Consider the following 25,354-nt stretch of genomic DNA (forward strand, 5'->3'; position numbering starts at 1 on the left):
TGCTGCACCATCGGGAGCGCGCGCAGGCGCACCGGTTACGTGCCGATAAGCCGCGTTAAACCGGGAGGAAACAGGTGATGACGTTGTGGTGTGACGTGTAAACGATGCATAAGCAATCCCTGTCCGGCAGTCTGCCTGGACGATATCGGATATCAGATTTCGGGATGCAACGACTCAGGGGAGAGAGGAAACATGGCCCGCCGGTAAACGGCAGGCGCACAACTGGCGTGGGCCTGCCTTTATAACGTTTCAGTTACAGGGTGACTGTCCAATTGTGTGCTCCTTAGAAGAAAGTGGCCGAATTCTAAACCGCGGGTGGCAGGTTGTAAACCGTGGGAACTGTTTACTAAGTAAACCTTTTATCAACGAAGTACGAATCTTCTTAAACACCCGGATTCCCCTTTACGTTAAAGGATGTGTCGAGGGGTTAACCTGCGGCGCGGGTAGCGTAAAACGCAAAACAGCGCGCCGCGACCAGTTGAAAATCGCGGGTAGTGGCGATTATTTCAGCAATAGTCAGCATTTATCGCTGGGGGATAACTTTTATTTAGCCCTTTTGCAGTGATTCCCGCCAGAAATAGACGATTTCACCCTGCCATCTTCGTGCAAATATCGCGTATTGAAAATTATCCTCTTTTCAGTCGCCAGGCCGGGCGCAGCGGGGGTTTTCACCATTGAATGCGGCTTTCGCTCTGCGTAAGATTCCTTGTTCACTTCTACTAATAAGAAACAATTATGCAAGCTTCCATCGCGCCATCTGTCGACACCGATACCGACGCCACGCCCGTCAATTCTCGCGGTAAAGTGGTGATCGCCTCGCTGGTCGGAACCGCTATCGAATTCTTCGATTTCTATATTTATGCCACTGCGGCCGTGATCGTCTTCCCCCATATCTTCTTCCCGCAGGGTGACCCGACCGTGGCCACGCTGCAGTCGCTTGCCACCTTCGCCATCGCCTTTATTGCGCGCCCGATTGGTTCAGCGGTATTTGGCCACTTCGGTGACCGCGCCGGGCGCAAAGTGACGCTGGTTGCCTCGCTGCTGACCATGGGAATTTCCACGGTGGCCATCGGCCTGCTACCGAGCTACGACACCATCGGCGTGTTCGCCCCGCTGCTGCTGGCGCTGGCGCGTTTTGGTCAGGGTCTGGGACTCGGCGGGGAATGGGGCGGAGCCGCGCTGCTGGCGACGGAAAATGCGCCGGCGAAAAAACGTGCCCTGTATGGATCCTTCCCGCAGCTGGGTGCGCCGATTGGCTTCTTCTTTGCCAACGGCACCTTCCTGCTGCTCTCCTGGCTGCTGACCGACGAGCAGTTTATGACCTGGGGCTGGCGCGTACCGTTTATTCTCTCTGCCGTGCTGGTGCTGATTGGCCTGTATGTGCGCGTGTCGCTGCATGAGTCGCCGGTGTTCGCCAAAGTACAGAAAGAGAAAAAACAGGTGAAAGTGCCGATTGGCACCCTGCTGACGAAACATCTGGGTACCACGATTATCGGCACGTTCATCATGCTGGCAACCTATACGCTGTTCTACATTATGACCGTGTACTCGATGACCTACGGCACCACGCCGGCCCCGAACGGGCTGGGGATCCCACGCAATACGTTCCTGTGGATGCTGATGGTGGCGGTGATTGGGTTTGGCGTGATGGTGCCGATTGCCGGGCTGCTGGCTGACCGCTTTGGCCGCCGTAAGACAATGATCGTCATCACGCTGATGATTATCGGCTTCGCGATGGTGTTCCCGTCGATGCTGGGCTCCGGTAACACGATGCTGATTATGGCTTTCCTGGTCTGTGGACTGAGCGTGATGGGGCTGACCTTTGGCCCGATGGGCGCGCTGCTGCCAGAGCTGTTCCCGACCGAAGTGCGTTACACCGGGGCGTCGTTCTCGTATAACCTGTCGTCGATTCTTGGGGCGTCTGTGGCACCGTATATCGCCACCTGGCTGGCGCACAATTACGGGCTGTTTTACGTCGGCGTTTACCTGGCGGCGATGGCCTGCCTGACGCTGATTGCGCTGATCCTGTGCAAAGAGACGCGCGACGAATCGTTATTTAACTGATGCGGAACGGGAATTGACGTGTACACCGGAACGGGTCGACCGGAAAAGAAGGTCGCCCCCTACGGATATCAACGTACGTATCGGAATAGGAATTAACGCGTACACCGGAACGGGTCGACCGGAAAAGAAGGTCGCCCCCTACGGATATCAACGTACGTATCGGAACAGATATCAGCGTACGTATCGGAACGGTTATTAACGTACGTATCGGAACGGGTCGGGCCCGACAGCGTTATTTACCGCTTTTCATCTGCTGCAACACGCGGGTGCACTGATTGTCATCGTTATCACTCGGTGAGATCAGCGCCAGCAGCGCGGCGGCCGGTCCCACCACCGCGCCCAGCGCCACTGCCGCCGCACCGCGCGCAATCAGGGGACCTGATTTCACCCCGGCATCCGGGTTTTTAAAGGTGCCGCGCACGTAGAGCGGTGAACGCAGGGTAATGATCCTGATGCCTTTGCTGTCCGGGTTAATCGACAGGTCCAGCCGCTCGTTGGCAAAGTTCGCGGTGCCGGTGATATTGATAATCGCGTTCTCGGTATCAAACACAAACAGACGCGAGGTGGCCAGACCGCTTTTCACGTCCAGATTCGCCGCCGCACAGTTAATTCGTACCTCATCATCACCAAACAGCTTACCCACCACGTAGTTACCGACGTTGAGACCGACAATTTCCATCAGGCTGCGGCTAATCAGGCCATCGTTCATCAACAGCTTCATATCGCCGTTGCTGGTCGCCAGCAGATCAGCCACTGAGTTTCCGCGTCCGCTCAGGGTGGCATCGCCATTTATCTGGCCCAGCGCACTCTTCATCGCCTCTACATCCGGGAACAGCTGGCGCAGCTTGAGTTTGCGGGCGTGAAGATCGATACGGCCCTGCATCGGGGATTTGTCCCCCTCCAGCCGGATACTGGCATTCAGGCTGCCGCCGGCCATGCCAAAACGCAGCGGGTCGAGGCGCAGGTCGCCATTTTTCAGCATCAGATGCGTCGACAGGTCGCTAATCGGCAGGGAACTGCTGTGCTCAATGCGGCGGCCTTTGAAGGTGATGTCGGCATCCATCACGTCCCAGTTTTTGGTGTCGAATTTATCATGCGGCAATACGCGGTCGGCAGGCTGGTTCTTCGCTGTAGCGCTCTGCTCACTGCCTTTGCCGGAATCCACCCCAATCAGCGGCCCGAGATCGGCCATGCGCAGCTGGCGGGACTCCAGGGAACCTTCCAGCTTCGGCCGGGGTTCACCCTGGCGGTAGGTCAGGGAGCCGTGAATATCGCTGTCGCCAATGTGACCATTGAAGTTTTTATAGTGGAACACCGCAGCGCCCTTCTCCCGGAAGCGCGCCGACAGGTGCCCATCCGTTTCATACGGCGGCGTGTCCGGCAGCAGCACGCCGGTCAGCCCGTAGAGGCTGGCCAGCGTCTCACCGGAGAAGCGCAGGCGAATATCCAACCCGCCCAGGTTCATCGGGTCCTGCACGGTGCCCGCTAACCGCACGCGGGTGGTCCCACTGCGCACGTCGGCCTGAAGCGGGAACGGGGTGTTTGCACTGCGCAGCGACAGCATGCCGCCGATCTTACCCTCGCCGTTCAGTTTTTCATTGTTATAGGTGCCGCTGGCACGCCAGCCGAAAACAAAATCGGCCGCGCCTTTCTGCCCGTCTTCGCCCCCGGCGAGCTGCGCGTAAGGGACGGGTTTACCCAGTGGATCAACGGTGACCTGCACATCGGCCTTGTTAACCGCATCGCGATAGCCGATCGTGCCCTGGTCAAAGACGACGTTATCCAGACGGAAAGACCAGGCGGAGGGGGGCTGCTCGCCCGGCTTCTCATCGCTACCGGCGAGGTTAAACGTCCAGTTATTTTTGCGGTCGGCGGTCTGCACCAGCTTCGCTACCGGCTGTTGCAGTTTGATCCACGGCAGATAGACCTGCTTACTCAACAGCGCCAGCGGTGAGAGAGTGGCGTCAATACGCGCCAGATGCAGCATCGTGACATCGGATATTTCAGGCGGGTTGCCCAGCATAATGTCCTGGGCATGAATGTGCGGCCAGGGCACCCAGCGTCGCCAGCCTGGCTCGTCACGCTGACGTTCCCATGCCACCCCCAGGTCGCCACGAATGGCAAACGGGCGGTTAATTTCGGCCGAGACTTTCTGATTGATGGTGGGTTTCAGGCGATTCCAGTCGAAGGTGGCGATGACCACGATCGCCACCCCCACCAGCAACACAAAAATCCCGACAATCCAGCTAATGACTTTCCCCGTACGCGACATTCGTCGTCTCCTTGATCGCTATCCGTCCCGGTAAATATAGTCGAGACGTCAGAACATGGGATCAGACAAGGTTCAGCGGCAGGGTTTCCAGCTGTTCAAACGGCATCGGGCGGGCAAAGAAATAGCCCTGAGCGGCACAGGCGGGGGAGTTTCGCACCTGCTCCCACTCCTCCTCCGTTTCCACCCCTTCGACAATCACCCCTTTGCAGTAGCGATTAATCAACGCCAGCAGCATGCTGAACAGGTTGCGACCCTCGTCGCTGGCGCGCAGCAGAATAAACAGCTCGCGCGCCAGCTTGATGTAGTCATACTTCAGCTCAGTCAGGGCAGAGAAGTTCGCCATGCCGGATCCGAAGTCGTCCAGCCACAGCGGCCCCAGTTCCGGCATCTGCGCGACGATCACTTCCTGTGGCAGCACGTGGTGCTCGACCAGTTCAAAACGCACCCACGGGCAGCGCGCAATCAGCTGGCGAATCGGACTGTTATGCTGGATAGCCAGCAGCGTTGGCCCGTCAATATTGACCGACGCGACTATGTTGGTACGGATAAATTTTCTTTCCCATTTGGCCAGCAGCGTCAGCTGCTCAGCCACAATATGCAGGCGTTGAGGGATCTCAAGCGTTGCAAAATAAAACTCCGGCGATACTCTCTGGCCCGGCGCAGACGGGTGAAAGACCGCAGTGAGCAACTCAATTGCCATCAGGCTACCGTTAACGCGGTATATAGGCTGGAAGTTATAGGAACGCTGACACTGCTGCCACCAGGCAGGTTCTTTACACTGCTCTTGTTCAACAATTGCGTTCGGTAACCGGTGACTGAGGCTATTCAGCACCATTATTGTGACCCTTATTGTGTGAGATCGCCTTCATATGGCATTCCGTGCTGCAGGTATCGGCAACGCCCCTGAGAACGTTATCCGCACTGCAGCCACGAAAATGGCATTCATGGTAACAATCACACGACATTTCAATCGCTAAAACAGCGACAATTTAGGGCGTTTTATCAGCAGTTGGTCGGGAGTAAACTGCCCTCGCAATAAAAATAAAACGTCGTTTTAAATCATTGACTGTTGCCGCCGGCGAGGCGAGACTGAGGACAGATTTTTTAAACCGAGAATGATCATGACGCAACAGAAACTGGCCGTGATTGGCGAATGTATGATTGAACTCTCCCAGCAGGGCCGCGATATGAGCCGGGGATTTGGCGGAGATACTCTGAACACCGCAGTGTATGTGGCGCGCCAGGTGCCGGAACAGGCGCTGCGGGTGGATTATGTCACCGCGCTGGGCAACGACAGCTTCAGCCGTGAGATGATCGCCGCCTGGCAAAGCGAAGGGCTGCATACCGACCTGACCCAGCGCATGGAGAACAAGCTGCCAGGGCTGTATGTGATTGAAACCGACGCGCAGGGTGAGCGCACCTTCTACTACTGGCGCAACGACGCAGCCGCCCGCTACTGGCTGGAGGGTGAGCGCGCAGCAGATATCTGCCAGCAGCTGGCACACTATGACTACCTCTATCTGAGCGGGATCAGCCTGGCGATTTTAAGCCCGCAGAGCCGGGAAACCCTGTATACGCTGCTGGCCGCCTGCCGCCGCAACGGCGGCAAAATCATCTTTGATAATAACTACCGCCCGCGCCTGTGGCAGAGCCGTGAAGATGCCAGGGCCGCTTATCAGGCGATGCTCGCGGTGACCGATATCGCGTTCCTGACGCTGGATGATGAAACCCTGCTATGGGGGGAAGTGCCGGTGGCAGAGGTGATCGCCCGCACCCGGCAGGCTGGCGTCAGTGAGATCGTGATTAAACGCGGGGCTGAAGCCTGCCTGGTGGCAAACGCTGCCGACCCGCTGCTGGAGATCCCTGCCGTGCTTCTGCCGCCGTCTGCCGTGGTGGATACCACCGCCGCCGGGGACTCTTTCAGCGCCGGCTATCTGGCCGTGCGCCTGACCGGCGGCAGCGCAACGGCTGCCGCGCAGCGCGGGCACCTGACCGCCAGCACGGTGATCCAGCATCGCGGGGCGATTATTCCCCGCGAGGCGATGCCGGACTGACGGCGAAGCGCGGCACGGCAAGCAGCCAGGTGTCGCGCAGTGCTCCGATCGTTGCCCCGCGCGCCTGCCCGCTGGCAGGCCGATCCCATCCTGTCTGGCGGATCCTCGCCTGATAGCGATCGCTATTAAGCTGATTATCGGCCAGCGACAGCAGCGGGATCATCTGTACGCCACCCGCGTGGTCGAGGCTGCGGTAGGGCCAGGTTTTGTCACCGCTGCTGAAGGGCGCCATAAAGTCGAGCGCGGTCAGCAAACTGACCTGCTGCGGCGTACGGTAATGCCACAGATCGCCTTCCCCGCTGTGCTGCGCCACGGTCGCCAGCGCGGTGAGTGCCTGCAAATTAAATACGCTGTAGTGGAACGAGCGGGTGCGCGCCAGCTCTTTCGGCTGGCTGCCGTCGGCGTCAAACTGGCTGTTCATCCGGCTTTTCGCCTGTTCCACCATCGGTTTAATCTCCTCTTTTCGCCCCAGATACCAGGCAATGCCCGCCACCTGGGCGTTGTACCAGCTACCGTGATTATTCTGCGCCTGTGCTTCGCTTTTCCCCAGCCTGCTGGTCTGCAACCAGTGCAGATACTCACTCATCCACTGCTGCATCTGCTGTTCATCCTGCGCATGCCAGCCGGGCGCACTGCGCAGCATCAGCAGAGAGTCAACCAGGCGCGTGGCGAAGTAACGGCCGTCGAGCACGCCGGAGCGCCGCCCGTCTGCCCTGCCCGGCACACCCTGGGCATAGTTCAGGTTGGGGTTCATGCGCGTGGCGGGATCGATAAACCAGTGGCGGATCAGCGCAATTGCCCGGCTGGCGTAGCGTTCGTCGCCGGAAAAATACCAGGCCAGCGTCAGGGTCTGCACTCTGGCGGTAAACGTCGCCAGCCGGACGCCGTCGCTGTCATTGTTCTTACTGGCCGGGTTGATCTGACCGTCACGCCGCACCCACGGCAGGCCGCCCGGCGCGCTGTCGTCCGGCCACCAGTAGGCGCTCAGGCTGAGATAATCATGCTTTGAGCCGCCGGGCGGCGTGAGTCCCTTATCCGTCACGCTGAGCAGCGGCGCGGTGAGCGCACGGTCAGCTTCGCGCTTTAGCGCCTTCCAGGCCTGCTGCGTCGGCGCAGGCGCCTGCTGCTGCTGTAAACGCGTTTTGTTGAGCGCCAGCTCGCTGGCGTTGAGAAACGCATACGGCTGCGCAAACAGCGGCAGACTGATGGCGATCCCCAGTAAGAAAACCATGGCACTGCGTATACTCAGTTTCATCATCGCTCCCGTTCAGGTTTCGAGGTACAGCATAACCCTGGAGGGAATAATACGCCGATATGATTAATCAAAAATCTTACGACAAATTATTACCTGCAACCTGTCTCTGCGCTGAATAGCTTATTTCCCAGTAAAAACAGCGCGCCATTAAATAGTTTGCGTTTAGGGTAATATTTTAAAATTTCTAATGTAAATAGCCAGAGAGACCCGGGAGTCGGGGCTTTAACGCAGGCTGAGGCTGAAAATTGAGTATATTCCGAAACTGCCTGACAGCGATGCGAAATAGTAGACGACGGGGGAAGAAAGCGGCACTGTTTCTCCTCAATACGCCGTGATAAATATCCCCGTCCTTTTTTCTGCGGCTTCTATAATTTTATTTATGACTATAACAATAATCAGGAGCGCCCATGAACGCTGAAATATTTAACCTCTGGCCGAACGGTGATGCACCGGGTGCCAGTGACTCACGGGCGCAGCCGCAGATTATTGATTTGGCCAAACAGTATGAGCCTTTTGACCGCGCTGCCAGCGGGGTGCGCTGCCCGGAGCTGGCCGTCTGGCACCCGGAAAACTCCAACGGCGTGACGCTGCTGGTCGCTCCCGGCGGCGGTTATCAGCGCATTATGATCGACAAGGAGGGCAGCGCGCTGGCGATGTTCTTTACCTCGATGGGCTACACGCTGGCGGTGATGACCTATCGCCTGCCTGCTGACGGTCACCACGAGGGGGCGGATGCGCCACTGGCGGATGCCCAGCGTGCGGTCAGGGTGCTGCGTGAACGGGCGCAGCGCGGCCGCAACGGCGAGCATATTGTGATGATGGGCTTTTCCGCCGGAGGCCATGTCGCCGCCAGCCTGGGGAACCGCTTTGCCGAGAAGCTTTATCCGGTGCAGGACGCCGCCGACGCCCTCTCGCCGCGCCCTGACGCCCAGGTGCTGATCTATCCGGTGATTAGCATGCGCGACGGGCTGGCCCATGCCGGGTCACGTTTGCAGCTGCTGGGCGAGCGCCCGGACCAGAAGGAGATTGATGCCTGGTCAATGGAGACCCGCGTCAGTGAGAAAACACCGCAGACGCTGCTGATCCACGCTGTGGACGACGCGTCCGTGCCGGTGAATAACAGCATGGTGATGTTCAGCGCCCTGCGCGAACACCAGGTCCCCTGCGAGCTGCATTTTTATGAGCAAGGCGGCCACGGCTTCGGCATTCGCAACGTCGCCGACCTTCCTTTAGCCAGCTGGCCAATGCTGGTCAACGAATGGCTGCGCGCGCGGAAATGGTGATGCAGGAATAGCACGGGGCGGCCCCAAAAAGGTCCGCCCCTGCATCAGTCAGAAAAGATAAGGATCAACCGGATAAAGGTTGCCTTACAAGGCAGGTGGGCTGCCGTCGGTCGGTGCAGCATCAGCAGGCGCGGCGGCGGGTGCTACCGGCGTCATTATCTTCTGCCAGTTCTCCAGCAGCATCTTCACTTTGGTTTCCGGCTCACCCTGCGGCTGCATCAGCACCATCGTCATATCCTGCGTTAACTGCTGACGCAGCTCCTGGTTGAGCATATCCAGCGTCAGCCCGGATAAAAAGGCCTGACGCAGCTTCTGATACTGTTCCGGAGCGATGTCCACGACCGCATTCTGCTGAGAACGCAGGCGCTGGCTCATCAGCACGTCGGTATCCGTGCGCGCATAGGTGGCAAACAGCTTATTCAGCTCGCTGGTTTTCTGCGCCATCAGGCCGTCAAACTCCTGCTGCGACAGCCCTTTATCGCGCACGCTGACCATCTCTTTCGCGATCATCTCCAGATTGTTGTTCAGCGCCGCATTGTCGGCATCCATATTAATGGCGCACTGGGCGCGCTGATACAGCACCCGGCAGTCGAAACCAACCTGCATACCCTGGGTTTTGTTGTCGCTCAGCACTTTCTGGACGTGCCAGAACAGGGCTTCACGCGCCAGGTCACTCTGCCAGTACCGCTGCAGGTTTTGCGACTCGCGGATAGGCTGCCACGGGGTATCCCACACCAGCGCCAGGCGATCCTGCGTGAGCGCGTTGTTCACCAGGTTCACCGGCTGCTGCGGCAGCGGAGAGAGCGTGGGCATCGTGGAGGGCTGGTCACGCTTGCCCTCCAGCGGGGAGAAAACTTTGGCGATCTGCTCGGACAGACTGCGGCTGTCAACGTTACCGACCACAAACAGCGTCATCGCATCGGGCGTATACCACTGCTTATAGAAAGCATACAGCTGCGCCATATCGACCGGCATTTTCACTGCGGCAGACGGATCGTGCGCCAGCATGGCGGAGCCTTTCAGACGATAGCGCCACCAGACATCCTGCGGATTAGCCGGCCAGGTGGCAATCGGGTCGTCGGCGTTGATCGCGGTGTTGACTACCTGATCGTTAATCGTCATTTTGCCTGCGGTCGCGGCCAGCCAGTTCAGCGCTTCTTTCAGCAGTTCCGGGCGGTTATTCGGCAGGCTAAGGCTGTACAGCGTGTAATCATAAGAGGTGATGGCGGGCGGCTGCGGATGTTGCGGATCAATACTTTGTTGCCACAGCGAGCGCTGCTGGGCCGGGTCGAGCGTAGCATTGTGGACCAGTGCCAGGCGCGGTATCAGGTGGCTGTAGCCTGCCTGCTGGGCGCTTTCCACCAGCGAGCCCGTGTTCACCATCAGGCGTATCTCAACGCGGTCGCTTGGACGCTGGGGGGTGGTTAACAGCTGCCAGTTAAAACCGTTCTCCAGTTTTCCCTGCTGCCAGGCAGGATCGGGTTGGAGTGTTTCAGCCTGTACAGTGCTACTGGCTGCGGCCAGTAATATTCCACCAATTAATAAACGAATTCTGGTGCCCTGCATGTGAACCCCTACTCAATCACAAACCCAAAAATTTTCACTGGCGGTCTACGGCCAGCCTCCGCCAGGGTGGCAGATAGCTGCGGAAAGCCGCTGTTTTTTAAAGGAACAGCTTCTTAGACCACGCATCGGCGAGGATGTCACACAGCGGAATGAAAAATAAAAAATATACCCTCAATCATTCGAGCGGCTTCAGGGCGGCAAGAGAAGGAGTCCCGATGCGCTCACGGTGGTAAGTGATGCGGGTGACGGAAAGAAGCCAACGCAGAAACAGCCTGAAGTATGACGGGTACAGAGGGGTTATTATGCAAATGCCCGCCGTGAGGGGCAAGTCACGACGGGCATTTGCGGTGATTTTTTGTGAATTAAGTACTTATGGCGATGTTTCAGGCTGTTTTTGCGCGATTTTTACCGGCATCCAGCGTCTCTTTTAACTGTTCCTCGTCCAGCTGGCCAACCCACTTGGCCACCACCACGGTCGCCACGCCGTTACCGATGAGGTTCGTCAGCGCACGCGCTTCGGACATAAAGCGGTCAATGCCGAGGATCAGTGCCAGACCCGCGACCGGCAGGTGCCCGACCGCCGACAGCGTTGCCGCCAGCACAATAAAGCCGCTTCCGGTCACCCCGGCGGCGCCTTTGGAAGAGAGCAACAGCACCACCAGCAGAGTGATCTGATGCCAGATATCCATATGGCTGTTTGTGGCCTGGGCGATAAATACCGCCGCCATGGTCAGGTAAATCGAGGTGCCGTCGAGGTTAAAGGAGTAACCCGTCGGGATCACCAGACCCACCACCGATTTCTTACAGCCAAGCTTCTCCATTTTATCCAGCATGCGCGGCAGGGCGGATTCAGAAGAGGAGGTGCCGAGGACGATCAGCAGCTCTTCTTTGATGTAGGCAATAAATTTGAAAATGTTAAAGCCAACCACGCGGGCAATCAGCCCCAGCACAATGACCACGAACAGCACACAGGTAATATAGAAGCAGATAATCAGCTGGCCGAGCTGCACCAGTGAACCGACGCCGTATTTGCCGATGGTGAAGGCCATGGCACCGAAGGCACCAATCGGGGCCAGACGCATGATCATGTTGATAATGCCGAAAATGACCTTAGAGAAGCTGTCGATAAAGTTGAACACCAGGGTGCCTTTATCGCCCATGCGGTGCAGGGCAAAGCCGAACAGGATAGCGAACAGCAGCACCTGGAGAATATTGCCGCTGGCAAAGGCGCCCACCACACTGCCGGGGATCACATCCAGCAGGAAGGCGACAATGCCCTGCTGCTCCGCCTGCTGGGCATACATCGCCACCGCTTTGGCATCCAGCGTCGCCGGGTCAACGTTCATACCGGCACCCGGCTGCAACACGTTAACCACCACCAGACCAATAATCAGGGCGATGGTGCTGACGATTTCAAAATAGAGCAGCGCCACCGCACCGGTGCGCCCTACTGCTTTCATGCTTTCCATACCGGCAATACCGGTCACCACGGTGCAGAAGATCACCGGGGCAATAATCATTTTGATGAGCTTGACGAACCCGTCGCCCAGCGGCTTCATCTGGGCACCTAACTCAGGGTAAAAGTGGCCCAGCAGCACGCCAATCGCGATGGCGCTCAGCACCTGGAAATAGAGACTTTTGAACAGTGATGTTTTCATAAGGTACCCGTTAACGGCTGAATTGCTGTTGTTATAATCAATGACAGCGCGAAAGTAACATTCAGTTAACAGGATTAATACACCCCGGCCAGGGCCGACAGCGTCCATCACCTGGTTTTATGAGCTGAATCACTTCAGCCCCAGGTTGTATAACTAAAGAAAGTGAAATCTGACCCGATTAACGCGCGATTCTCAGCGCAATAACGGCCAGTACCTTTACTGCCACACCCGTGGTCGATGCCGTATTGTTCTGAGCATCTGGCCTGACTGAACGCTCTGCTGATGCCGGAAATAGCCGGGTTAATTTTTCGTGCAGATCATCAGTTTTTCGTTGGGCAACTGCAGAATATAATCGGCTGAGTTAAGCGGAGTAATTTTTAACTTCAGCGACTCGTATCTTAAAGCGCCGATAATTTTCTCCAGTGCAGGGACTTTTTCCTTTGCCCGAATGGCGAAGTAATCGCCCTCTTGTTCAAAAGTAAAATTCACCGTCCCTTCCACCACATTTTGTAATGAGTTCTGACATGACCAGTTGCCATTGACCAGCAGGTAACCCTTACCATCAGCCTGCATCGACAGAAAAACATCCGCTGCGCTGGTTCTCTGGCAGTCACCGACCTGAATACGGGTATGGAGCCGTCCCCAGCAATCAAATTCGTCTTCACCCAGCAGCGGCCCCCATACTGTCCAGGCAATGCCTCCTGACAGGGCCAGCACGATGAGTGTCAAAGGGAGGATAACGGTTCTCTTAATCATTCTGTCCTTCGTAACGCGAAAAGATAAAATTGTCACAGGGTGCTTTACTGTTATAGGCGCAGTAGCTGAACATCTCGTTCACCACTGCAACGCCACGAGAGTCCATCAGTCTGTCAGAAGAAAAATAGACGTTCACCGGCAGGCGACAGTTTATTTTTTCCTCTTTGACAATGTTCTTAATTCTGGCGATAGCCTGGTCGGGTGCCTTTCTGCGTGTCACATCGTCAATCAGCCAGAAGCGGCACTGATCGCTGCGGAATAGCTCAGTTCTGATTGATGCCAGACGATAATAATCGTAAGTCTGGTAAGACAGAGCGGCGATAAAAAAGGCCACCACCAGAGATAACAGAATGATCCCCCCTGTTCTGATTTTATTTTTGCGGGGCATGACGGGCGGAACATGATTGAGTTCAGGCATAATATCAGCGGGCAGACCGGTATCAACCTCTGCCGGAGGCTGTACCGTCACGTCTGCACTGAAAATAAAACCGTGTTTAGGGATCGTGGTAATGAGGCCTTCACACCCACACTGCATCAGTGCTTTACGCAGCATAGAAACATAGTTATTAAGGTTATTGCTTGAGGCATTGAGCCCGCGTTTTTCCCACAGTTCAAAAAGAATGGCATCCCGGCTTAACGGCGCATCATTGTGAATAATAAAAAGTTGCAATAACTCACCACTTATTCTGCTCAGGGTAAGCATATCCACACTTTTATCATTGCTAATCAGTGTGTAATCCGCAGGATTAAATACCACCATACTGTTAATCAGATAGCGCATGGCCGCCCCTTAAAACCGAACAATTCTTATTATCATTACCCGAACAGCACATTTACGTCTCCTGCTAAATACAGACAGCATTGCCCAGGGTTTGCCCTGAAAAACAAAAAAATGAGTCAAACTAATCTTAATCTGAGTCTATCGCAATTTATCAAAAAGCCACAAAAGTAACATTTAAACCTATATTATCATAATAATAAGAACTTTTAACTAAATCAACAGGCAATTGCGAGATATAAGACCTAAAAATCAGCTGCAATGGTAGAGTTATTTCTTCAAAATGATTCAGATATCCCGGCGCATCGTCCTTGTTGATATAAACCGCCTGCCGGGGCTCATCAGGACGATGCCGACCCGCTCATCAAGCCAGAGGAATGATATCTGATGATGTAAATCATCTTATTAAACGGGAAAGCCCTCTCTACTGCTTATGAAAAATGTCACGTACTTTGAAAATGATATGCTGGTCCTGGATGTTAAAAAACTGACCTTCAAACGCCAAAAAAAAGAGGTGGCGTTAAGTAAATACCAGACACGCCTCATCGATGCCCTGATTAAAGGGATAAATGAAAAAGAGGCTCTTTTTTCCATGGTGTGGAATGATTCCACCGGAAAAAATAAAGAAAACAGTTTTAATCAGCTGATCTTTCGCACCCGTATTTTGCTGAGTGAAAACGGGCTCCCTGACGATTTTATTATCACCATTCCGCGATATGGACTGTGTATAAACCGTAATTACATTAGCCGGGTCTCAACTAACTCGGAAGTTTCAACCCGGCTTTATAATGATCATTCATGCCTGTGTTAACATAAATAAAAGTAAGAATTTATAAAAATATTCATAATAAAAAATCAGCACCGGTTATGTTTACTGATATCCCAGGCTGAAGGTGGCGACTGCGCTGAACTGACCATACTTAATGCTGTTTTCTTTTAATGCCTCTGGCTCCACCTGAACATAAGCTTTTAACGGAATGCTGTTTTCGCCTGACCGCAGCCCCTGCCATCCACTCTTTTCATTAATTTTAAGCGGTATTCCTTCAGCCGTTTCGATGCCAATAGCCACCCCGGAAGCCTGACTCGCACTGTCGATTTCCAGCAGGCCAGGCAAGCTTAAACTTTCACGGCCATTCAAAGTGATGTTAACCGAGCGAGCCAGTTCGGGATCGCAATCCCGCAGGTTTATCTGAAAGGGCTGAGCGTGCGTGCGCTGATTAGTCGCGAGATATTTTTCCATAATCGTCCCAAAGTCCAGATAGATGTTCTCATCACCTGGCGCGATCAAACAGGGTTGTTCCACGAGCGCACCTTTCATTATCAGATTCTCTTGCGCATATACTGCCGGGCAGGAACCCGACAATAAAAGCCCCGTAATGACCTGCCAGCTAACAGCCCAAAGGTGCAGGCCCGTGTCGCGATAATTTATCATTGGTAATTTATCCATAGCGTTGCCGCTGCGCTAAATGCCCCGGCGGTCAGAGTGCTGCCCGGTTTTTTTACCGGAACGGCTTCGATAACCGGCAGCTTGTCCGGGTTAAACGGCATCAGGATGTTGGTCATAAAAGGCTTACCATCTATCAACAGGCGAATACCCAGATCGTCCATATTGCTCTGGATTGCAGCATTATCATAAGGGGTGACCTCTCCCGTAAGGAAAAGTGACATCGCCCACGGCTTTAAATCAGCTTCACAAACAAGGGAGTAGTTTATGGTCTGTTTATAGTTTTTGCCGTCGACTTTATTCACGCCAACCCGTTCGCCAAAGTCCACGACACCAATATTAAACGTGCAGTCGGGTGGTTCCAGTAATGTGCCCTGTAAGATAAGATTATCATCGGCCCATCCGTTGGTACTCATGAGGAGAGCTATCATTAAACCCACTTTTTTATTTTCCATCTTGTTATATCTCAGAGACCTACTGATACTCAATCATCATGGTTGCCGTTGCGATAAAAGCCCCCCCCGTCAGGGTAGAGCCCGGGTTTTTTATGGGTACAGCTCTTATTTCAGGCTGCTTCAGGTTGGTAAAATTAAACCACTGATTGACAGGAAACTCCTGACCATTAGCATAAAACAATATGGCCAGATCATTTTTATTGGTGGATAAACTTTTAATATCAAAACTCGCACCGAGTCCTTTTATCTGCAGACGCAATGCATTTAGCGGCGGATTCGTACACTCCAGATTATAATTGACATCTTTGATGTAATTAATACCATTTACACGGGTGGTCATTACCGACGGGCCAAAATCGACAACGATCGCCGCTCCGCTATTGAAGATACAAGGAGGATCATCCAAAACCGTCCCCTGAAACGTCAATCTGGCCGCTGACGCAGAAAAAGGAAAAGTGATAAAAAACTGAAGAAATAAAAATATAATAAAGTGTTTATTTTTCATTGTTATTGATAATCAATATAAGTAATGACATAACCGCTGAATGAGCCAGCAGCGATTTTCACATCCGGATTTTTAACCAGGGTCATTTTCAAAACTAATTCTTTAGGATATGTGAAGTTAACCCATTCATTAATGGAAACTTTCTTGTCATCCAGTGTCAATGCAATGCCTAAATCCCTGTTAGTCAGACCTACGACATTGTCATCAAACCCTGATTCTGGGGAAGCGCCATCAAATTTTATCTTTAATGCATTAGTCGCCAGAACATTACAGACTATGTTTAACTCTATCTCCCGACTGTAATTTTCGCCATCAATTTTCCAGGGAACAATATCCGTCCCAAAATCTATAAAAACACCACTTTCTTTATTTTCAACGATGCATGAGTTAGGATCGATCAGTCTTCCTGAAAATTGCATATCAGCGGACACTGCCCACGCGGAGGAATAATTCATCGTACTCATGATCACAGAGAGGATAATGTTTTTTGCGATCAAATTTTTTTTTAATTTTTTCATTGATAGTCCAGCGTCAGGGTCGCCGCACCTGAAAAATCACCCGCTTTCAGCGAGGCATTTTTTTGCTTAACCGGAGCGGCTTTTAACAATGGTTTATCAGGCCAGGTAAAATTCACCCACTCATCGGGGCTGATTCTGGTGCTGCCATTATAAAGAGCGATCCCCAGGGCGGCCTGATCCGTTTTTATTGCGTTACTATCAAAACTGGTGGCCTGCCCGCTAATTTTTAATTTAAGCGCGTTGTTTGCATTGTTCTGACAGGTCATATCATAGTTGATTTCAGTGAGGGCATAACTCCCATCAATTTTATCAATACGCACCATCTGACCGAAGTTGACCTGGATTGGCTGATTACCGTTGATCACGCAGACCAGCGGGGCAACAACGATCACTTTCACCGTGACATTCGTCACGGCTGCAGCAAACAGGCTGGTCAGAAGACAACAAGCTCCGCCGAAACAGACGAGGGCACAGCGGCCCGTTGCCATTATTCTGTCAGTCATAGCTCAGCCCCACGTTGATTTTCGCCCGGAATGCGCCAGCCTTGAGGGGTGCAGCAGTGCGTACCGGAGTGAGGGTATAAGTCAGCTGATTTCTGCCCGGCGTTAATAGCAGATCGGCCCCCTTACTGCCGAGACGAACATCCCGGCCCAGTTTATCCGTGATGCGCAGAGCCAGACCGCCCGCCCCCTGCACTCTGATCAGCTGCGGGTTGTCGGCATCGGCCGGGGCAACAAAGCTGATAGTCGCGGCGGGCTGGCCCGGACTCCAGCGCAGATTACCGCTGCGCTCATCCAGTGAGCGCGCCGGCCCTGCGACGCAGTCTTCCAGATAGAGCTGGACGTCTACCGGCGTACCGCTATCGCCCACATGGCGCAGGCGACCGGTGGCAATGTGGCCCAGGTCAATATCCTGCCAGGCAGAGTTCATCGCCAGCCGGCAGGCGCTTTCACTCAACACGCCGCGCACCTGCATGACACCGTTGGCTTCATCTGTCTGCACGTTATTCACGGCGTGCGCCGGGAACAATATGGCGAGAGCCGCAACGCTCAGGATCGACCGGATTCGCACAGTGAATCCATTCGCTTGCCGGTAGCGCCGACAGCCAGATAACGGATGACCCCATCCCGTCTGCCTTTTTTCCTGCCGCATACATCCTCCTGATGTCATGAGTGAAGACCGGATTAGTAGGGCTTCACGGCCTCAGCTTTACAGGTACTCCCGCTACAGATGAATTTAAGCTGTGGGCGACCGCCGTAATCGTTGATATAGGTCAGAACCGGACTGTTGCCGAGTTCACCGACGCCGACCGACAGCGTGGCCTTACCCTGCGGCGCCAGCATCACGGGTTCAAAACCTTTTGCCGACTCTCCTTTGGCCGCACGGCTGCCGTCCACCAGCGTGACATAATAGGGGGTGGGGTTAGTCGCCACGTAACGATCGCCCTGCCGGGTCAGCGTGACTTTTTCCTGCCACGGCACACTCATTGACCCGGTGGTATTCATCAGCGCAGCCGGGCGATAGAAAAGCTTGATGCGCGTCTGCAGTGCAATCTGCAGGGTGTTTGGCTTGTCAGTACGCGGCGGAATTTCACGAAGATTGAAATAGAACAGCGATTCGCGATCCTGCGGCAGGCTGTTGACCGCCGGCAGTCCCTGCACCTTCACCTGACTCTTTGCACCAGGCTCTATACGCTGTACCGGTGGCAACACCGTCAGCGGGCTGGTGATTTTGTGACCCTGTGCATCCTCTATCCAGCCCTGGGCAAGATAAGGTAACTGCTTATTTTCATTACTGACGTTCAGACTGATCGATTTCTGGCTGCCGTCGTAGATCGCACGCGTGCGGTCCAGTGCAATCGCGCCAAAGGCTGACGGTGCTGTCAGTGTCAGCAGCAGGCTGCCGGTCAATACGGTGGTGGTCATTTTCAGTTTCATGGTTTCAGTCTCATTCGAAGGTTTTCAGGGCCGGGTCTCCCTGATTCAGCGCAACCCGGCTCAGGGATCAGTCGTTTTCCGCGCTCAGCCGTCGGCACGGCAGCAGTAAGTCGGTCTGGCCGCTGTTGGAAAGCACCTCCGGCAGCGACAGCTCACACTGTGCTTTCCCACCCCAGTTCACGCTCATGCGTTCCTCGGCTCTGATGCCGCTGAGATAAACATTGCCATCGTCGCTGACGATGCCGACGTTCTGCTTTTTCGCGTTCAGTACCGTCGCCCCAAATGGCGGTACGGAACCGTCGGCAAGGCGGATCATCGCCATCGCCTTCTCACCGGCAATGACCTCAAACTTGCGGTAGCCAATCGCCCCGGCCGTCAGAGTGGCCTGTACCACCGAATGCACCGCTTCGGCATTTTCAGGCATCTGGTTGAGATCGATACTCACCCGGTTGCGGTAATAGTTGCCGACGTCGGTGACAACGGCTTTTCCAAAGCGGTTGGACAGCGTGTTTGCCCCATAGCCACTAATTGGAATTCCGGGGATACCATCGGTGTCCAGTAACATCCGGGTTCCTCCCTGTGCTCCACCGCGATGCAGCGCAGCCCCTTGCAGCGTCGCGGTTGCCCCTCCCTGGAACGACAATCCCGCAGAAGAGTAGCTCCCCTCCTGATAGCTGACGCTGGCGTTGACCTGGGCGAGGTTCCCCTGATGGCTGTAGCTACCGCTGGCGGTGTTACCACTGCGTGACATTCCGCTGCTGACCTGATAGCTGTCATCATTATCAAGCCGGTCGTAATAGTTCACCTGGTGAGAGCTGTTGCCACGGCTGAACGAATTGCTGTAGCCCACTGACCCCCGGTTACCCCACGGCAGCGACAGTGACAGATACATCCCGTCGTCGTTGGTGCCGTTATATTTATTGCGATAGCCGGTCACTGACAGACTGATATTTTTAAAACGGCCAAGATCAAAATAACGCGACAGAGTCAGGTTATAGCGGTCATTAGCCGGACGATCCCAGTAGGTCTGATGGCTGTAGTTCAGATAGGCGCTCATGCCCAGCTCACGGAACTGCTGATTGAAGGTGATGGTGTACATCTCCTTGCTGTTCTGTGAACGTAAGCCATCCGAACGCGCCTCCAGATACTCGCTCATACTCATATAGTTCTGTTCCGAGAAACGATAGCCGGCGAAGGTCACCTGGCTGTCGTAGTCGTCGAAAGACTTTGAATAACTCAGCCGGTACGATCCCCCGGACAGCGTTGCTTCTTCACCTGGAAGGCTCGCCCGCGACTGAGTTGCATCAAACGACAGCGCGCCGAACATCAGCAGATCGCGCCCCATCCCGATGGCTACAGCATGGTAATCACCACCGGTTACTCCGCCGCCATACACTGACCAGCCGTTACTGATCCCCCAGGAGAACTCCCCGGTGGTGAACAACGGTCCGTTTGTCTGATGCTGCACGTTATCAGGCCGCCCGATGGCCACCTTGTAGCGCACCGTTCCGGGACGGGTCAGATAGGGAATGCTGGCGGTATTGATTTTAAATTCCTGCACGCTCCCGTCCTGCTCTTCTATCCGCACGTCAAGCTGACCTGTCACCGCATCGTTAAGATCCTGAATACGAAATGGCCCTGAAGCCACCTGCGTTTCATGAATCACACGCCCCTGTTGGCTGACGATGACTTTGGCATTAGTCTTCGCCACACCAGTCACCTCCGGCGCATATCCACGCAGATTAGGCGGTAACATGCTGTCATCGCTCATCAGGCTGGCACCCGCAAAGCGGAAACTGTCAAAGATGTCGGAGTTAAGGTAGTTCTCACCGACTGTCAGTGATGCGCCCAGGCGTGGGATGGCGCGGTAGGCGTAGTAACGACTCCAGTCCCAGCTCTTTTGTGTCGAGGGCTCCCCTCCCCCCTGATGGTCATAACGGGTTTGCCAGTCGGCGCGCAGCCGCCAGGCTCCGTAGTTGGCACCAACGGTCCCATTGCCGCTGACGCTGCTATTTTGTGTCCCCGTTTTTAACTGCCGCTGGGTCTGGGTATAAACGTTGTAGTCCATCAGGATCCCTGGAATACCATCGTCCCAGCGAGACGGTGGGTCCCAGTCATCGGAGGTATACTCCAGCCAGGCCTGAGGAATCCCCAGGTACAGCACACCCGCACCCAGATCGCCCCGGGTGGTCATCCCCTCCAGACTGTCGACCCGCAGGCACTGATCCTGATGCCACCATGTCAGCCGATCGTTCATGCCCGGTTTCAGAGCAAACTTTTTGACCATTTCGCGGGTAATGCACGGCTCGCTACCTTTAGGATCGTTATCAGGGACGTAATAGGTCACTGGCTGCTCAGGCAGCTCTTGCTTATTAATATGAATCGACATGACGTAATCGCCGGGCATAATATAGCCACTACGCGAAAACTGATCTAAATCGAAATTACTCCGGTCGTTAACATCCAGTACATCCGTGTTAAATGAAAACTCTTCCGCCTTTACGGAAAAGATGGCGCCACAGATCAAGCCGCTGATAATTATCGTCAGAAGCCGTGGACGTAAAGCCCATAAATTAAACGGTGACAACGCGGTTTCTGCAGGTATCTTATAATATTCCATCCGATGCCACTTCCATTTTAAAGACATCTGCCACGTTGATTAAAAAAATAAAGTTTAATCACCTAAGGCACTTAAATCTGATGAAGTTTTTTTAGTAGTAATCCATTTTAAATTTCACCGTCGAGAAATACTCACCGGCAAGTAATAGCTTATGATTGCTCACTAACCGCAACGAGTATTGCAGCGGCATCTCATTTTGTGTGGCATTCCGTTTAGGTAGCGGTAATCCTGGTATTGCAACATTGCCCTCACCGTCGACAATTTGCAGCGCGACGCCCTGCGCGTCACCGTTTAAACCGAATAATCCGGTATCATTCCTGCCTTCAAAGGTAATCTGATAATGCTGTCCGTCAGGTGTATTTTTCGATTTTTTTGCCTGCATGCAATTAACCAGTTTGATGGTTAACGGTTGATCGATGCTGTGGCCGGCGCGGATAATCTGAACGGTCGGAATAAAGCCCATATCAATGGTTTGATCACGACTCTCCGTATCAATCGCACAGGCTGTTTCAAGGATAGCTCCCAACATCTTCACCCGCCCCCAGCCCAGAGGCTGACTGGCGAAAACTGGATTTAAGCCGCTGATAATGCTAAATAACACTAGCGCGCTGATGCCTATTTTTGCGTACATAAATGACCCGACAAAAATAGTGGATAAAAAGCATGTGGGTGGCCCCACATGCTTAAGATGATGCTATATCACTGATAAGCCAGCGTGAAGTTAGTTACGCTATTGAATTCACCCGGGGTAATACCTTCAGATGCACCGTCACCCTGCAGGTAAGCTGAAAACGCCAGGGTGTTGTTACCATCCTGCAGCGACTGAGCAGAAGTTGCTTTACCCAGCTCCAGCACTTTGCCGCTACCGTCGGTCATCGCAATGCTTGCACCTTTAGCCGTACCGGTCATGCCCAGCATGCCTTTAGTATTGCCCGCTGCACCCGTAAAGGTCGCGCTCACCGCTTTATTGGCGCCTTCCAGGTTGCATTTTTCCAGCTTGATATAGAAATTCTTTGGCGTAGAAATGCCTTTATTGCTGTTTTCAGACAGCGCAACGGTAGAGACCTGACCCAGGTTTACTGTCTGGTCAATACTGTCCGGATCGATTGAGCATGGTGAATCAATAATTGAACCCGTAAAGGTTACAGTACCGTGCCCTTCGTCAACAACCGCTGCTGCATGAGCAAAAGTGGTGATGCCCATGGCCAGTGTTAAGCCCAGAACAATTTTGTTCATTTTCATCTTACATTCCTTTAAATGAAATTTTTGAAAACTATTTTCTGAGGAAGGGAACAAACGTTCACCGCCCTAATCGTAAAAAATGGTAGCAGACGACGGTTAAATGAATATTCATTTAAAGGTCATGTTAAATAACCCATGAAATATCACTTCCCTGCATTTCGTCTGAGAAACATTATTACAAACAAACTTATTTCTTAACAGCAAATAAACACTGAGAGGTTAATTTCACAACAATAGACGGATCGCTTAATAATAAAGTAATAAACACAGAACAAAAAACCAAAAGAAATTAATTAAACAGAACAATTATAATTAATATTGCAATTATTGAGTATTAATCCTGCAATGATGTTGTTTTTCGATATAATAATTCGAAAGGCGCTTTCCACTTCCCTGCCATACGCGGCAGAAGTCATTTATCAGGCAGCCTGCACAGGGTAGCGACAGCGGGCTTCACAGAGGCGAAAAATCTCAAATTTTCGGGCAAGTGCATGTACTCAATAAAAAAAAAGACTCACTCTTCATTTTTCCCTTTTGCGCAATGGCTACCGCTTTCTCTGCTAATGGTTTGGCTTGTACTGCTGCTACCGCTTTACCTGCCGAATATGGGCGGGTCAGGGTTAAAACTGCCGTTGAATATCCTGACGTGGGCAGTCATGGCTGCCATTACTGCGGGTATATGGATAAGTCTGCCCCATCATAACGCGCTTTTTTTGGGCACCACCACGCGCATTATTTTACTTGCGCTGGTACTGCTGGCCCTGCCTGTACTCACGACGAAAAGTCAGTGGTACGACACTGCAGGTGCACGCTGCATGGCACTGATGGCAGGAGCCCTGTTTGCGATGTCGCTGCGACAGTACGCTCTGTTTCAGGAAAAGTTTCGCTGGTTACTCACCGGCTTACTCTGTGCCATCACGCTTCAGGCGGTGATTGCCACAGGACAGCTTTTTGCGCCGCACCGGGTGCCCGATTTTTTTGCCTACCCCGTCCTGAACAACCGCCCCTACGGCGTTTTTCAGCAGGTTAATCTGCTGGCCAGTTTCATCGCAACCGGCCTGGCGCTGGCGCTGGTGATGTTTTTTATTCCCGGCGTGAATCCGTCCCGTCACCGAATGAAACAGATCACCCGCTCGCTTCTGGCGGCGCTGCTGGTGCTGTTTACCGCTCTGCTGGTCTGGCTACAGTCACGCATTGGCTGGCTGGGAGGAAGCGTGGCGGTCCTGCTACTGCTGACGGTGGGATTAAGGGTTGCGCCGAAAAAAACGGCGCTGGCAGCAGGACTGATGCTGACGGGCCTGACCCTGGCTCTGATAGTGAGCCGGGAAGGTGAGCTGCCGTCGGTTACTCACGCGGATTCAAACCAAGCCCGACTGATTATATTGCAGAACACGCTGAAGATGATTGCTGCCAGGCCTTTTCTCGGCTGGGGTTATGGTGGCTTCGAATACAGTTTCCAGCACTTTCGTGCCGCACACCACTTTTCTACCCTGGGATTAGGCGTGGTGCGTCACCCACACAATGAGATTTTGCTGTGGTGGGTTGAAGGGGGAATGGTGGCGCTGTGTGGCATCTTAGTGCTGATAGCGGCCGGAGCCTGTGTCTTCTGGCGAGCCATCCGTATGGCCTTCTCCGCCGTGGGTGACAGTGAAAGCAGTCCGCTACCTCTGGCGATCACGGCCGTGTTGATTCCGATGCTGCTGCATACTCAGACAGAGTTTCCATTTACTTCGTCAGCGCCGCACTGGGCGGTGTTTTTAATGCTGGCGGCGCTGTTGGCCGGGCAGTTGAATATCACTCCCCAGGCCTGCATCGCCCCACGCAGGATAAACAGGATCAAGGTGCCGATTATTGCTCTGTCACTGGCGGCCCTGGGGCTGTTTTCACAGGGGCTGTACGCCAATCTGGTGTTGACCTCGGCAGAACGCCATCAGTTACGGGATATCACGCGGGCGCATGCCGTCATGAAATATGACCTGTGGGTCAACCGTGAACGCTGGCAGTACGATAAGCATCTCCACGACCTGCTGGTTTTTAATCACGCCGCAAATATAAACAGTTTATACCAGTATCAACACTGGGCTGAGCGTTACCTGTTGTCCCGCATAGACAGAAATGTGTATGGCAATCTGGTCAGTGTTTTAGCCTGGCTGAAGGCTGACGGTCAGTATCACAAGATAAAACAGGAGGCTTTTATTATGTTTCCTGATGATAAGCGATTCCGCACGGATGAAATCAATAACAAAAAGGAGGCAGCAAAGTGAAGCGCATATTTAAAGTTCTGATTATCGATTCGAATAGAATTTTTTCAACGGGTTTGCAAAGCTACATTGAGGAGTATTTCTCGCAGAGGAATATACCCGTCTTTATTTTGTCCGTCCCTTACGCCTACCCTATCGCTGATATGATATTTTGGGCGCCTGACTCCCCGGAAACCTCACTCCCGCTGGGTCTGATACGCGAAGCGCCCTACATGAAAAAGCTGGTGATGGTGATGTCGGAAAAAAACCACCACTTTTCCAGATATAACATCCCGTCGGTGTTTTATCGCCACCAGGGGAAAGAGATATTAAGGCAGTTGCTCGATAACATCGTTGCCGCTGAAAAAAAGGCGTGTGAGACACCCTGCACCCCCTCCGGCAATATAGTGCTGACAAGTCGCCAGGAACAGGTTCTGTACTTCCTGTCCCGTGGCATGGGTATCAATGAGATCTCTTCTTTGCTGAGAATTAACGGTAAGACAGTGAGTTGCCACAAGCGCAGTGCGATGGCAAGACTCAATCTGCCGCGCTCCACTGACTTGTATCAATGGCTAATCGGTAACGCTATGACAAAAATCGTCGGAAAGTCTCACCAGGTCTGAAACCACCGTTTTTAACATCATGGCGCGCCCTGCGTTGATTATGCAGGACGTACGCCGCAGATCGGAACACCGAACGGAATGGTG

Annotated in this window: 23 protein-coding genes; 6 read left to right on the top strand and 17 right to left on the bottom strand. The window is 53.6% G+C overall.

From position 1 onward, the window contains the following. Window positions 1-735 precede the first annotated feature (735 nt). Window positions 736-2,064 carry an MFS transporter gene (locus tag ABEH87_RS13575; protein ID WP_346576906.1) on the top strand — a complete coding sequence of 443 codons (1,329 nt, stop codon included), beginning with the start codon at window positions 736-738 and terminating at the stop codon, window positions 2,062-2,064. Between the two features lie 232 nt (window positions 2,065-2,296). On the opposite strand, the gene ABEH87_RS13580 is transcribed toward ABEH87_RS13575, so the two are convergent. Together ABEH87_RS13580 and pdeH are read right to left on the bottom strand one after the other, a co-directional pair. Further along, window positions 2,297-4,336, bottom strand: a complete 2,040-nt coding sequence (locus ABEH87_RS13580) for an AsmA family protein (RefSeq protein ID WP_346576907.1) — start codon at window positions 4,334-4,336, stop codon at window positions 2,297-2,299. Window positions 4,337-4,397: 61 nt separating this feature from the next. After that, window positions 4,398-5,171, bottom strand: coding sequence for a cyclic-guanylate-specific phosphodiesterase (gene pdeH, locus ABEH87_RS13585; RefSeq protein WP_346576908.1), 774 nt, complete (start codon window positions 5,169-5,171; stop codon window positions 4,398-4,400). Window positions 5,172-5,457: 286 nt separating this feature from the next. Between pdeH and ABEH87_RS13590 the strand changes: the two genes are divergently transcribed. Continuing rightward, a complete protein-coding gene (locus tag ABEH87_RS13590; RefSeq protein ID WP_346576909.1) occupies window positions 5,458-6,390 on the top strand; it encodes a sugar kinase in 933 nt (310 codons plus the stop codon). Here ABEH87_RS13590 and ABEH87_RS13595 read toward each other — a convergent pair. Next, window positions 6,362-7,648 carry an alginate lyase family protein gene (locus ABEH87_RS13595; protein ID WP_346576910.1) on the bottom strand — a complete coding sequence of 429 codons (1,287 nt, stop codon included), beginning with the start codon at window positions 7,646-7,648 and terminating at the stop codon, window positions 6,362-6,364. The two genes, ABEH87_RS13590 and ABEH87_RS13595, sit on opposite strands and share 29 nt — an antisense overlap. A gap of 404 nt (window positions 7,649-8,052) precedes the next feature. Between ABEH87_RS13595 and ABEH87_RS13600 the strand changes: the two genes are divergently transcribed. After that, a complete protein-coding gene (locus ABEH87_RS13600; protein ID WP_346576911.1) occupies window positions 8,053-8,928 on the top strand; it encodes an alpha/beta hydrolase in 876 nt (291 codons plus the stop codon). 84 nt (window positions 8,929-9,012) lie between these two features. Here ABEH87_RS13600 and ABEH87_RS13605 read toward each other — a convergent pair whose 3' ends face one another. From ABEH87_RS13605 to ABEH87_RS13620, 4 genes are all read right to left on the bottom strand, one after another. Next, window positions 9,013-10,494, bottom strand: coding sequence for a pitrilysin family protein (locus ABEH87_RS13605; protein WP_346576912.1), 1,482 nt, complete (start codon window positions 10,492-10,494; stop codon window positions 9,013-9,015). 383 nt (window positions 10,495-10,877) lie between these two features. After that, the gene (locus ABEH87_RS13610; protein ID WP_346576913.1) at window positions 10,878-12,152 is read right to left on the bottom strand and encodes a dicarboxylate/amino acid:cation symporter; all 1,275 of its coding nucleotides are present in this window, start codon (window positions 12,150-12,152) and stop codon (window positions 10,878-10,880) included. 300 nt (window positions 12,153-12,452) lie between these two features. After that, window positions 12,453-12,908: a hypothetical protein gene (locus ABEH87_RS13615; RefSeq protein ID WP_346576914.1), complete on the bottom strand. Its 456-nt coding sequence runs from the start codon at window positions 12,906-12,908 to the stop codon at window positions 12,453-12,455. Beyond that, window positions 12,901-13,689 carry a winged helix-turn-helix domain-containing protein gene (locus ABEH87_RS13620; RefSeq protein WP_346576915.1) on the bottom strand — a complete coding sequence of 263 codons (789 nt, stop codon included), beginning with the start codon at window positions 13,687-13,689 and terminating at the stop codon, window positions 12,901-12,903. The genes ABEH87_RS13615 and ABEH87_RS13620 overlap by 8 nt, the downstream gene beginning before the upstream one ends. A 460-nt stretch (window positions 13,690-14,149) precedes the next feature. Here ABEH87_RS13620 and ABEH87_RS13625 point away from each other — a divergent pair, with 460 nt between their 5' ends. Further along, entirely contained in the window at window positions 14,150-14,497 is a 348-nt protein-coding gene (locus ABEH87_RS13625) for a hypothetical protein (protein WP_346576916.1), read from the top strand. Between the two features lie 60 nt (window positions 14,498-14,557). Here ABEH87_RS13625 and ABEH87_RS13630 read toward each other — a convergent pair whose 3' ends face one another. From ABEH87_RS13630 to ABEH87_RS13675, 10 genes are all read right to left on the bottom strand, one after another. Continuing rightward, window positions 14,558-15,133 carry a fimbrial protein gene (locus tag ABEH87_RS13630; RefSeq protein WP_346576917.1) on the bottom strand — a complete coding sequence of 192 codons (576 nt, stop codon included), beginning with the start codon at window positions 15,131-15,133 and terminating at the stop codon, window positions 14,558-14,560. After that, a complete protein-coding gene (locus ABEH87_RS13635; RefSeq protein ID WP_346576918.1) occupies window positions 15,115-15,585 on the bottom strand; it encodes a fimbrial protein in 471 nt (156 codons plus the stop codon). The genes ABEH87_RS13630 and ABEH87_RS13635 overlap by 19 nt, the downstream gene beginning before the upstream one ends. A gap of 19 nt (window positions 15,586-15,604) precedes the next feature. After that, the gene (locus ABEH87_RS13640; RefSeq protein WP_346576919.1) at window positions 15,605-16,090 is read right to left on the bottom strand and encodes a fimbrial protein; all 486 of its coding nucleotides are present in this window, start codon (window positions 16,088-16,090) and stop codon (window positions 15,605-15,607) included. Between the two features lie 2 nt (window positions 16,091-16,092). Beyond that, window positions 16,093-16,608, bottom strand: coding sequence for a hypothetical protein (locus ABEH87_RS13645; RefSeq protein ID WP_346576920.1), 516 nt, complete (start codon window positions 16,606-16,608; stop codon window positions 16,093-16,095). Then, window positions 16,605-17,096, bottom strand: coding sequence for a fimbrial protein (locus ABEH87_RS13650; RefSeq protein WP_346576921.1), 492 nt, complete (start codon window positions 17,094-17,096; stop codon window positions 16,605-16,607). Before ABEH87_RS13650 ends, ABEH87_RS13645 begins: the two co-directional genes overlap by 4 nt. Window positions 17,097-17,103: 7 nt before the next feature. Further along, window positions 17,104-17,679, bottom strand: coding sequence for a fimbrial protein (locus ABEH87_RS13655; protein ID WP_346576922.1), 576 nt, complete (start codon window positions 17,677-17,679; stop codon window positions 17,104-17,106). 113 nt (window positions 17,680-17,792) lie between these two features. Further along, entirely contained in the window at window positions 17,793-18,545 is a 753-nt protein-coding gene (locus tag ABEH87_RS13660; RefSeq protein ID WP_346576923.1) for a fimbria/pilus periplasmic chaperone, read from the bottom strand. 67 nt (window positions 18,546-18,612) lie between these two features. Then, the gene (locus ABEH87_RS13665; RefSeq protein ID WP_346576924.1) at window positions 18,613-21,165 is read right to left on the bottom strand and encodes an outer membrane usher protein; all 2,553 of its coding nucleotides are present in this window, start codon (window positions 21,163-21,165) and stop codon (window positions 18,613-18,615) included. Window positions 21,166-21,256: 91 nt separating this feature from the next. Then, window positions 21,257-21,796, bottom strand: coding sequence for a fimbrial protein (locus ABEH87_RS13670; protein WP_346576925.1), 540 nt, complete (start codon window positions 21,794-21,796; stop codon window positions 21,257-21,259). 68 nt (window positions 21,797-21,864) lie between these two features. Continuing rightward, window positions 21,865-22,407: a fimbrial protein gene (locus tag ABEH87_RS13675; RefSeq protein ID WP_346576926.1), complete on the bottom strand. Its 543-nt coding sequence runs from the start codon at window positions 22,405-22,407 to the stop codon at window positions 21,865-21,867. Between the two features lie 656 nt (window positions 22,408-23,063). Here ABEH87_RS13675 and ABEH87_RS13680 point away from each other — a divergent pair. Both ABEH87_RS13680 and ABEH87_RS13685 read left to right on the top strand, forming a co-directional pair. Continuing rightward, a complete protein-coding gene (locus ABEH87_RS13680; protein WP_346576927.1) occupies window positions 23,064-24,671 on the top strand; it encodes a Wzy polymerase domain-containing protein in 1,608 nt (535 codons plus the stop codon). Further along, window positions 24,668-25,270 carry a LuxR C-terminal-related transcriptional regulator gene (locus tag ABEH87_RS13685; protein WP_346576928.1) on the top strand — a complete coding sequence of 201 codons (603 nt, stop codon included), beginning with the start codon at window positions 24,668-24,670 and terminating at the stop codon, window positions 25,268-25,270. Before ABEH87_RS13680 ends, ABEH87_RS13685 begins: the two co-directional genes overlap by 4 nt. Window positions 25,271-25,354: the final 84 nt, after the last annotated feature.

The organism is Erwinia sp. Eh17-17 (assembly GCF_039675725.1).
Lineage (GTDB): Bacteria > Pseudomonadota > Gammaproteobacteria > Enterobacterales > Enterobacteriaceae > Erwinia.